Consider the following 6,818-nt stretch of genomic DNA (forward strand, 5'->3'; position numbering starts at 1 on the left):
CCAAAACATCTCTGACACCGTCCGAATCGTTAACGTCGGCTTCGATGTTGGCAGTGATTCGCTGTATTGGGCGATGGAGTTGTCGGGGAAATCAATCCGTGGCCAGTGTGAAAACAACAGTTCCGACATACGCACAACGCTCGAAGAGATCCGCAACGAAGTCCAACAACACGGTGACTATCAAATTCGTGTCCTCTGTGAGTCAACGGGCATCTATCATCGACGACTTCTGCAGCTGGCCGATGAACTCGGCATGCGAACCGCGTTGGTGCATGGAGAAGCCGTAGCCAAATTCCGCACGATTCAATTCGCCGATCATGGCAAGACCGACCAACGCGATCCCAAAGCGGTGCTGACGGTTGCCAAAGTCGGCAAACTGATCCAAGACCGTAAGCTTGATAAACATTACGCGCAGCTACGTGAACTTCATCGGTTGGTCCTCCGCTGTGAAGCCCGCATCAAGGTCGCCAAGTGCGAACTGCACGCTGATTTGAGAAGTCTGTTTGCGGATCTTCGATTGGACAAGTCGGTGTTGTACGGACCGACCGGCCGTGCGCTGATCGAGCAGTTTGCCGGCAACCCGCACGCGATTCTTGCGGTGGGCGAGGAAGCCTTCTACGGACGAATGAAAGCTTGCAGCAAACACACCAAGAAGGCGACTCTGAAAAAGCTCTGGCGAGCAGCCAACGATACGGCAAGCACTCAAAAGGATGACTTGGCTGCCACGCTTGCCGAAATCCGAGCCACCGCCGTGCAGCAACTTTATACGGAAATCACGACGTTTTTGCAGCAGCAACGACAAATCGAAAGTCAAATGCAAGAGCTTTACCTGACGCTTCAATCTTCCGATCCGCGGTTACCTGCTCCACGCAAGGGAGTCGTCACGCTTCGGATGCTTTCGCGTTTGGTCGCCGAGATGGGACCGCCGGATGATTTCCGCACGGTCTCGCAACTGATGCGTTATGCAGGGTTGAACTTGTGCGAACGTCAAAGTGGCAAATGGCGAGGCCGGACGACGATCAGCCGTCGCGGCCGGAGCGAACTACGTTACGTACTGAACTTGATGGCGATTCCGCTGGTCGGTCGCGGTAAGCTCTTTGGTGACTACTACTGGAAGAAGAAGGAAGCCGACAAGATGCCAGGTCAAAAGGCGAATGTTTGCGTGATGCGAAAGATTTTGAAAATGTTTTACGGTTGGTACAAGAGCGGCGAGCCATTCGATCCGGGTCGCGTCTTTGTAATGGCCAGCGAGCACGCTAAAGCAGCCTAGTCGAAACGTCCGTCAGCGATAACTTTTGAAATAGCGAAAACCTAGGAGGAACCCCTTCGACTGAGATATTGAACCTTGGCGACCGGTGATGACCACCATGGCATTATCAGTTGGCATCCGCCCAACATGATCGGTGCACATTGACCAGGCGAGTGAGTCTGAGTCCTGTCACACCGGTCGCTTTTATCCTTCGACATGGCCAATGAGTAAGATCAAGTGATTGCTCCGAACGAGAGCCCAAACGCGAACTTTGCCAGTCTAGGATTCGGTTCGATGTGTGAGTGGAAGCAACGAAACAGCGAAGTGCCAAACAGAACCAAGCAACACAAAGTTGCGCGCAAAAATGGGAGAGTCAACTCCAAGGGTAAAGCATGTCGAAGCTTCAGCGGCTTAACGCGAGCTCGAAGAATCGGCTCGCTTGCCGCTAGGACGCTTGACAAGCAAGCGTAAAGCGATGTCATGGTTCTGCTTGTTCTTCACGCCCAACCAAATCCGCAAGCTCTACTATAGTCGACTGCGATGAGAACGTTGACAGGAATCGGCTTAGCGTACCCACGTCGACCTCAGCATTCAGGGTAGTGTATTCGCCATCGGAAAGTTGCATCAAATTCTCAGCGGCGGGAAGCTCGATGGCCCCATCAACAAGTGTAATTACCACAGATGATTCATAATCACGACCTGACTTCTTGACTGTGACACGGGACTTCAGTTCTCCCGGTACGGACAAACGCTCGATGACAACGAATTCAACAGCATCCAAAGCAGAGTCATGCTTGTGACGCCTGATCCCCGTGTGGATCATTGCAATCCCGTTCGCATCTCCCGTTGATAGCGTGGAGATGACTCGCGGATGAAACGGCCGATACGGATTGTTCGCTAAGTACAACGCAACGATTGCGGTCAGAATAAGCAATGAGGCTATTGAGAATCGCAATCGACGATGTTGCATCATGTAGCAGAACGTGCGGGTTCACCGGGCCGCGGCGAACGGTATTGATTTCAGAAACCGCGCGGCCCGCGGCTCCGGGTGCAACCCATTGTTATCCGACGTCTTGGGAAAGCGGTTTAGACAGGCACAGCGAACCGCCCGCGTCAGCAACGTAGACAGCCTGCGAGAATCCGAACTTGCCGTAAATTGAGCGAGCAATATTGTTGTTTTCTTGCACTTCAAGCGTGATCTTGCAGCAACCCCGAGAATTGGCTTCGCGTTCAATCGCGTGCAGGAGTTCGCCGCCAATACCACGACCGCGCAGGGCGGGATCAACGTAGAAATCACTGATGTTTAAAAGTGGACGGGCAGCAAAGGTGGAGAACCCGCCGAAACAGGTTGCGATACCACTGGGGGAGTCATTCATTCGTGCGAGAAACACGAGCGTTGTCGGATGGTTACGCAAGCCATCAATCAGGTTCTCGCGTGAATACGCAGACAGTGGTTTGCCGTCTCCCATCGGGTCCGCCGAATAAGCGTCCATCATCGCCACGATCGCGGTTTGATCGTCGATCGAATCAAGGTCAGCGACAGTCACGGTGGCGTTGGTCATAAGCGTTGAGTGGTTTCAGTCGGATAACGGCAACGATAACCGAGTGCCGGGATTAAACATTGCTTCCAAAAACCGCGCGACTCCGGCACTTCGGTTCATCGTATTGTTATCCGGCGGTTGTGGTGCTGCTGTCGTTGCGGTTTGTAGTTCGGTAAAAGTATGCTGAGAATGCAACCTGCACACGCTCTCTGTAGTCGCAAATCTGTTCAATCGTTAGGTTTTTGAATTTGAAGTCATCCGACGGATCAAAGTGACAGCCGAACAGCAGCATTAAATAATCGAAAATTTGGAACAGCGCGGCAATAGTTGTATCATCGTGTTTGTTTCCAGCGAGTTGAAGAATGGCGTCTTCCAACGCGCCAAATTTCGCGTGATTCCAGTGGTGTGACTCGTGAAGCGTGCCCATGAATGAGTCGTCTCTCCATTGTGCGAACCTTGCAGTGTTTTCGGCGATGACTGGATGGAGCGACATGGTTTAGCGATGTGTTATTTGGTGTGAGCCGGATAACGCCACCCGTAACCGGGTCGCGTCGAAAAAGTTCACCATAGCCAAAACGCATGACACGCGACTCCGGTTCACGGGATTGTTATCCGCGTCGATCCAGGTCCTAGATGACGCGAAGGTAGGCGAGCGCCGCTCCTGTCGATCCAAGTAGTATTCCACCGGTCACAGTGTAACGAACGGTGGACCACATCCGAATCCCTCTCCGAAGAAACGGCCGCAAAAACAGTGCCAGCGTAATCATTGCAATAAAGTCCAAGCCGAGAAGCGGAAGCACATTTGGCCAGTTGACGCCAAGGCCAACTAACTCGATCAGACCGAAGAAGACAAACATGCCCACCGAGGCAGAGAGCAAGGCGACCACGAAGAGAGCGACAGTTCGATCACGACGCGTCAACGGTTCAACCGGTAGGAGGCCTGCGTCGGACAAGGAATGCGATGGCGAGGCGTATGGATTCACTGGGCAACTTCAGATGATTTCGGTCGGATAACGGCAATGATCACCGAGCGGCGACAAATGATCATCCATTTCTAAAACACACTGCTTCGCCGCTTCGTGTGCATCATATGGTTATTCTGCAATTTAAACATTCCATGCTACCAGTCTAGCGTGTTAATCGAACGGACCGTCAAGACAATCAAGCCCTTTCGAACATAAATAATGAAGTCGTCATCGCCTCCTTCTGTAGGCGGGGTGCTCAAATCGATAGTGTAGACGTCGATATCGTCATCCGACTGTACTGCAGCCAACCCGTTCGCATGGCTGTCTACCATCATGCTGGACGTTGATACAGATTCACGTTTCGCCTGAAGCTCCGCGCCAGTGACATTAGAATGCACTGCCAATCCGCGAATTAACGGGAGATCCTCAATTTTCTTGCCGGCAATGCCACGAAGCCTAAGCGGCCCAGCAATTATTCTTTCAAATTTAAGTTCCAATTTCGCGTTATCTAGTCGCCTCCCAAGGTGCAAGCGTGATTGAATGGCGGAAAACAGTATCAAGCAAAGCGATGATCATGAAGCTGATGAAAACCTGCTGTAGAGTTATCCCACGCAATTTTTGATACTCTTTCATTCAGCAGAATAACGGTAGTGATCAGCGGGGACGGGCGAGCGACATGCAAGCAGACGAATAAACTGACCACCCGTCCTCCGTTGCATCACATGGTTACCCGCCTACATCGCGGCGTTCAGGTCTACATTAAGCCCCGCTTCCTTGAGCTCTTTCGCTAACAGCAACTTCCAACCATCGTTGAAATCATACGCAATGTAAACGACCCCATCGTAATCTGACGGGCGCTCGATATCGCCGCGAAGAACAGCAGCAACATGCTGGCGACCGAGCTTACCCATAAAATAGCCGAGTTCGAACACGACATTTTGGCGGGCACGGGCCTTGAGATCATCCGCATTTGCCTTTGCGGCGCCAAGATCGTCGGGAGTCATCAGCACAACCGCATATGCAACATCGGAATGCTCTTCGAATTTCTCGATCAACGTCATCCCGGCGTTGCTGCGTTCATGAAGAATGACGGCCTCAAGCCCAAGGTTTTCAAGGAACCGTGCGACCGTTTGTTTGGTTTCGTTGTCGTGCCCGTGCACGACAAAAACTTTCTTATTGGATATCGGTGTCGCCGCTGCTTTATCTGGCTTCGGCTTAGGTTCCGGCCGTAGATCTCCTGCTTGAATCACGCCCACGGCCTCGTCGATCATGTCGCAGATAACCGATGTCATGCTCATCCCATACGGCCCCTCAAACACGCACCCAAACGGATCGACGTTGCGCATTATCAACCCGCCGACCATCGCTGGTGGAGCCACTGTCATCGTCTTGCCGCAGCCCGCCCGCCAGACGAGTTTACGGACTGCCGGTGTACTTCGGTTGATATAAGTCCTTACTGAGGTTCCGTCTTCAAGCGAATCGTGACCCCGCGCGTACGCCATTAGCGCGGCTTTGTATTCTTCGAGTTGCTCGATAAACTCAGATTCGTCGTTCGACGGTTTATTCAAGAGGTGTCATTCCTTTAGTGGGGTAACGGTGGTGATCAGCGGGGACGGGCGAACGACTTGCAAGCAGACGAGAAAACGGACCACCCGTCCTCCGTTGCATCACATGGTTATCCCACGGATTTGGGTTAAACGCCGATCGAGTCACCATGATGAATCAGTCGACCGAGCACCGTCAGTTTAGCCTTCGGCCCCTTCGGTGACAGTTGTCCGTTCCCTAGCAGTATCAGTTTAACGAGGTCCCAATTTGAAAGCAACAAACGATGTTGTGGACCAAACGGACGAAAAGGGATCATCAACAGCGCACCGATAGCAGAACACAAATCGCCCGGAGTGTGATAACGTTAGTGTTGACCGAGATCGCGCCTTGTGTCTTCCATGTCAACAACCGCTACATCGCGATCTTCGGTCCAACACATGGTTACTCGCTATTCCGGTGCCTCGATCACGACCATAGTAAGTCTCAACCACCAATATTGGTATTGAAACAACGGGTGGCTATCGCCGGAGTCATTTTCAAGCCATGACAGAGGTGTGTACAGCATATCAACACATGATTCGAAATGCGAACTCTTGGCCAGTAGCGGGAAGTGATCAGGAAGGCAAAAAATGGCAAATAGCGGGCCTGTCATGCCAATGTAAAAAAGGACGCAGGCTAAGCAGAGCACGCACGCCAATGTTCGCGGTCGTCGCAAGAGAATGGAAGAGGTGGAATTGCGATGTGAAAACCAATGCGCAACCAGCAATGGAAGTGGCACAAGTAGAATACATGACAGAGTCAGCATCGGCATGGATCGGCAAATGCATATCGCAACAGCAATTCCAAGAACGATCCAGAGCAGCGTCGAGAGTCGGTACTGCATTCACGCTTTTCAGTCGAGTAACGTCACGGATCAGCGGGGACGGGCGAAAAACTTGCAAGCATACCAAAACGCGTGCCACCCGTCCTCCGTTGCATGCGATGGTTATTCGCAATTGTCGCGTCCGTCAAGTTGCGGCGTTAAGTAGCCAAAGTCGCTTGAGATCATCAGTATTGCAAGACCACCCATTGCAATCACCGACCAAAGCCCCATCCAGTTTCCAGTCGCAATATGCCAAATCGCGAGTGTAGAGGCAATTGCCGAAACGTATGTCAGGACGTGCGTCCGTTTTGATTTTGGAATGGTAGCGAAACTGTATCGTGGTGTCGTGAATCGTTGCCGAAGATATGCAGCGATGTAACCAAGGATTGCTCCAAACGGGATCGCGAAAAGCGAGAATGGAGAATAGGCGGAGTAAAATATTGCGAATACGAATGCACAGGTCGCCGTGTACAACGAGCACGCTACAGGCAGTCGATCAACGTTACCGAACACGTGCAAATCATCGGTCATGGGAAGCGAATCGTGATCAGTCGAAAATTGACGGAATCCAAGTCGAATAACGTCACCGTTCACCGGGCCGCGGCAAACGACATTGATTTCAGAATCCGCGCGGCCCGCGGCTCCGTGTGCAACGG

The 6,818-nt window shown here is 52.2% G+C and carries 8 protein-coding genes; 1 reads left to right on the top strand and 7 read right to left on the bottom strand.

The annotated features are described in order from the left end of the window. Window positions 1-1,270: transposase (locus CA13_RS04135; protein ID WP_419193916.1), on the top strand; the 1,270-nt coding region annotated here is incomplete at its 5' end. A 457-nt stretch (window positions 1,271-1,727) separates the two neighbouring features. Here CA13_RS04135 and CA13_RS04140 read toward each other — a convergent pair. From CA13_RS04140 to CA13_RS04170, 7 genes are all read right to left on the bottom strand, one after another. Further along, complete coding sequence (locus CA13_RS04140) at window positions 1,728-2,222, bottom strand: hypothetical protein (RefSeq protein WP_419193917.1); 495 nt, start codon at window positions 2,220-2,222, stop codon at window positions 1,728-1,730. An 88-nt stretch (window positions 2,223-2,310) separates the two neighbouring features. Further along, entirely contained in the window at window positions 2,311-2,811 is a 501-nt protein-coding gene (locus CA13_RS04145) for a GNAT family N-acetyltransferase (RefSeq protein ID WP_146394722.1), read from the bottom strand. Between the two features lie 106 nt (window positions 2,812-2,917). Then, window positions 2,918-3,283, bottom strand: a complete 366-nt coding sequence (locus CA13_RS04150; protein WP_146394723.1) for an Imm41 family immunity protein — start codon at window positions 3,281-3,283, stop codon at window positions 2,918-2,920. A 136-nt stretch (window positions 3,284-3,419) separates the two neighbouring features. Continuing rightward, window positions 3,420-3,773 (bottom strand): hypothetical protein, encoded by a 354-nt coding sequence (locus CA13_RS04155; protein WP_146394724.1) that lies wholly within the window; start codon window positions 3,771-3,773, stop codon window positions 3,420-3,422. Window positions 3,774-3,910: 137 nt separating this feature from the next. Beyond that, complete coding sequence (locus CA13_RS04160) at window positions 3,911-4,252, bottom strand: hypothetical protein (RefSeq protein ID WP_146394725.1); 342 nt, start codon at window positions 4,250-4,252, stop codon at window positions 3,911-3,913. Window positions 4,253-4,489: 237 nt separating this feature from the next. Continuing rightward, on the bottom strand, window positions 4,490-5,323 hold the full coding sequence (locus CA13_RS04165; protein WP_146394726.1) for a TIR domain-containing protein: 834 nt from the start codon (window positions 5,321-5,323) through the stop codon (window positions 4,490-4,492). 962 nt (window positions 5,324-6,285) lie between these two features. Continuing rightward, window positions 6,286-6,818: hypothetical protein (locus CA13_RS04170; protein ID WP_419193918.1), on the bottom strand; the 533-nt coding region annotated here is incomplete at its 5' end.

It is taken from the genome of Novipirellula herctigrandis (assembly GCA_007859835.1).
Classification (GTDB): domain Bacteria; phylum Planctomycetota; class Planctomycetia; order Pirellulales; family Pirellulaceae; genus Novipirellula_A; species Novipirellula_A herctigrandis.

Bases quoted from the DNA above. Each gene is read 5' to 3' on its own strand.
- CA13_RS04140 (WP_419193917.1), bottom strand. From the start codon at position 2,222: ATGATGCAACATCGTCGATTGCGATTCTCAATAGCCTCATTGCTTATT.
- CA13_RS04145 (WP_146394722.1), bottom strand. From the start codon at position 2,811: ATGACCAACGCCACCGTGACTGTCGCTGACCTTGATTCGATCGACGAT.
- CA13_RS04150 (WP_146394723.1), bottom strand. From the start codon at position 3,283: ATGTCGCTCCATCCAGTCATCGCCGAAAACACTGCAAGGTTCGCACAA.